The organism is Arenimonas sp., assembly GCF_035721105.1.
Taxonomy (GTDB): domain Bacteria; phylum Pseudomonadota; class Gammaproteobacteria; order Xanthomonadales; family Xanthomonadaceae; genus Arenimonas.
In genome coordinates this window covers 1-2,892 of sequence record NZ_DASTNG010000080.1, presented here as the reverse complement: position 1 = coordinate 2,892, position 2,892 = coordinate 1, and the positions used below count along the sequence as shown (strand labels likewise).

Annotated in this window: 3 protein-coding genes and 2 pseudogenes; all 5 read left to right on the top strand. The window is 70.5% G+C overall.

Translation table 11 applies throughout. The annotated features are described in order from the left end of the window. A pseudogene (locus VFQ84_RS12950) lies at positions 1-224 on the top strand (ssDNA-binding protein); the annotation flags it as partial. 62 nt (positions 225-286) lie between these two features. Next, a complete protein-coding gene (gene rfbB / locus VFQ84_RS12945) occupies positions 287-1,342 on the top strand; it encodes a dTDP-glucose 4,6-dehydratase (RefSeq protein ID WP_325132051.1) in 1,056 nt (351 codons plus the stop codon). Between the two features lies 1 nt (position 1,343). Beyond that, a complete protein-coding gene (rfbA, locus tag VFQ84_RS12940; RefSeq protein ID WP_325132050.1) occupies positions 1,344-2,228 on the top strand; it encodes a glucose-1-phosphate thymidylyltransferase RfbA in 885 nt (294 codons plus the stop codon). Continuing rightward, positions 2,225-2,782 carry a dTDP-4-dehydrorhamnose 3,5-epimerase gene (gene rfbC, locus VFQ84_RS12935; protein ID WP_325132049.1) on the top strand — a complete coding sequence of 186 codons (558 nt, stop codon included), beginning with the start codon at positions 2,225-2,227 and terminating at the stop codon, positions 2,780-2,782. Before rfbA ends, rfbC begins: the two co-directional genes overlap by 4 nt. Then, a pseudogene (locus VFQ84_RS12930) lies at positions 2,779-2,892 on the top strand (NAD(P)-dependent oxidoreductase); the annotation flags it as partial. The gene rfbC and the pseudogene VFQ84_RS12930, both read left to right, overlap by 4 nt.

Below are 2,892 nucleotides of genomic sequence, written 5' to 3'. Positions count from 1 at the left end.
ACATCATCGCCAACGAGATGCAGATGCTCGGCGGCATGGGCGAGGGCGGCGGCGGTGGTGGCCAGCGCGGCGGTGGCGGTGAGCGCAGCGAGCGCCCGTCGCGTCCGGCCAGCGGCGGCCCGCGCGGTGGCGGCGGCGGTGACTACGGCTCCCGCTCCGGCGGCGGCGCGCCGCCCCCGTCGCGCAACGACGATCCGTTCCCGGACGACGACATCCCGTTCTGATCCGGTCGCGCGACGCGCACCCCCCGCCGGCCCCGGCCGGGCGTTTTCGTGCAGGAGTAACCATGCAAACCTGGTTCGTGACCGGCGGTGCCGGCTTCATTGGCGGCAATTTCGTGCTCGACGCGGTCGGGTCGGGCATCAAGGTCGTAAACCTCGATGCCCTGACCTACGCCGGCAACCTCGACACCCTGGCCGCGCTGGAGGGCAACCCGGCGCACGTGTTCGTGCAGGGCGACATCGGCGACGGCGCCCGGGTGGCGAAGCTGCTGGCCGAGCACCGCCCGCAGGCGATCATCAATTTCGCCGCCGAAAGCCACGTCGACCGCTCGATCGACGGCCCGGCCGCCTTCGTGCAGACCAACGTGGTCGGCACCCTGGCCCTGCTGGAAGCGGCCCGTGACTACTGGAAGGCGCTCGAGGGCGAGGCGAAGGGCGGGTTCCGCTTCCTGCATGTCTCCACCGACGAGGTCTATGGCTCGCTGGGCGAAGAGGGCAAGTTCACCGAAACCACGCCCTACGCACCCAACTCGCCGTATTCGGCCTCGAAGGCGGCGTCCGACCACCTGGTGCGCGCCTTCCACCACACCTACGGGCTGCCGGTGCTGACCACCAACTGCTCGAACAACTACGGCCCGTTCCAGTTCCCGGAAAAGCTCATCCCGCTGATCATCCTCAAGGCCCTGGCCGGCGAGCCGCTGCCGGTCTACGGCGACGGCCGCAACGTCCGCGACTGGCTGTTCGTGAAGGACCACTGCGCCGCGATCCGGCGCGTGCTCGAAGCCGGCCGGGTCGGCGAGACCTACAACGTCGGCGGCGACGCCGAGCGCGAGAACATCCACGTGGTGCGCACCCTGTGCGCGCTGCTCGACGCCCGCCGCCCGCGCGCCGACGGCCAGCCGCGCGAAACGCAGATCACCTACGTCAAGGACCGCCCGGGCCACGACCGCCGCTACGCCATCGATGCCAGCAAGCTGCAGGGCGAACTGGGCTGGGCGCCGACGGTCAGCTTCGAGGAAGGCATGGCCGCGACGGTCGACTGGTACCTGGCCCACGAGGCCTGGGTGAAGCGCGTCCTGGACGGCAGCTACCGCCTCGAACGCATCGGCACGGAGGCCTGACATGGCACGCAAGGGCATCATCCTGGCCGGCGGCTCCGGCACCCGGCTCTACCCAATCACGCAGTCGGTCAGCAAACAGCTGCTGCCGGTGTACGACAAGCCGATGATCTACTACCCGCTCAGCGTGCTGATGCTGGCGGGCATCCGCGAAGTGCTGGTGATCAACACGCCGCACGAGCAGGAGCTGTTCAAGCGCCTGCTGGGCGACGGCAGCCAGTGGGGCATGAAGATCGAGTACGCCGCCCAGCCCAGCCCCGACGGGCTGGCGCAGGCCTTCCTGATCGGCCGCGACTTCCTGGCCGGCCAGCCCAGCTGCCTGGTGCTGGGCGACAACATCTTCCACGGCACCGGCCTGACCGAGCTGCTCCAGCGCGCCGATGCGCGCGGGCACGGGGCCACGGTGTTCGGCTATTTCGTCCGCGACCCGGAGCGCTACGGCGTCGCCGAGTTCGACGCCAGCGGCAAGGTGGTCGGGCTCGAGGAAAAGCCGGCCAAGCCCAAGTCCAGCTACGCCGTCACCGGCCTGTACTTCTACGACGGCCGCGCGCCCGATTTCGCGGCGGCGCTCAAACCCTCGCCGCGCGGCGAGCTCGAGATCACCGACCTCAACCGCTGCTACCTCGACGAGGGCACGCTGCAGCTCGAACAGCTCGGCCGCGGCTACGCCTGGCTCGACACCGGCACCCACCAGTCGCTGCTGGAGGCCTCGAACTTCATCGAGACCATCGAGTCGCGCCAGGGCCTGCGCGTGTGCTGCCCGGAGGAGATCGCCTGGGGCAACGGCTGGATCGACGACGCCCAGCTGCAGGCGCTGGCCAGGCCGCTGGCCAAGAACGGCTACGGCGAATACCTGCTGTCCCTGGTCGGGCGCGGGGTCGTGAAGTGAAGGTCACGCAGACCGCGCTGCCGGGCTGCCTGGTGTTCGAGCCGAAGGTGTTCGGCGACGACCGCGGCCATTTCTTCGAAAGCTGGAACCGCGCCGCCTTCGCCGGACAGGGCCTGGCGCCGGTGTTCGTGCAGGGCAACGTGTCGTCCTCGGTGCGCGGCGTGCTGCGCGGGCTGCACTACCAGTGGCCCAACCCGCAGGCCAAGTACGTCAGCGTGCTCGAAGGCGAGGTCTACGACGTGGCGGTCGACATCCGCCGCGGCTCGCCCACCTTCGGCCAGTCGGCCGGCGTGATCCTGTCGGCCGACAACAAGCGCCAGTTCTGGATCCCCGAAGGCTTCGCCCACGGCTTCGTGGTGCTGTCCGAGCGCGCCACCTTCCACTACCTGGTCACCGCGCCCTACGACCGCGACGCCGACGCCGGCCTGCGCTGGGACGACGCCAGCTTCGGTATCGACTGGCCGGTGTCGGCGCCGCTGCTTTCGCCCAAGGACGCCGCCGCGCCCTTCCTCGCCGACGTGGCGCCCGAACGGCTGCCGGACTACCCCGGGTGAAGATCCTGCTGCTGGGCGCCAACGGGCAGGTCGGCCACGCGCTGCGGGCCCCGCTGGCGGCCCTGGGCGAAGTCGTCGCCACCACCCGCAGCGGCCAGCTGCCCGACGGC

What these genes read in the sequence shown, in the direction of transcription:
- rfbA (WP_325132050.1), top strand. Translation starts at nt 1,344, where the DNA reads ATGGCACGCAAGGGCATCATCCTGGCCGGCGGCTCCGGCACCCGGCTC.
- rfbB (WP_325132051.1), top strand. Translation starts at nt 287, where the DNA reads ATGCAAACCTGGTTCGTGACCGGCGGTGCCGGCTTCATTGGCGGCAAT.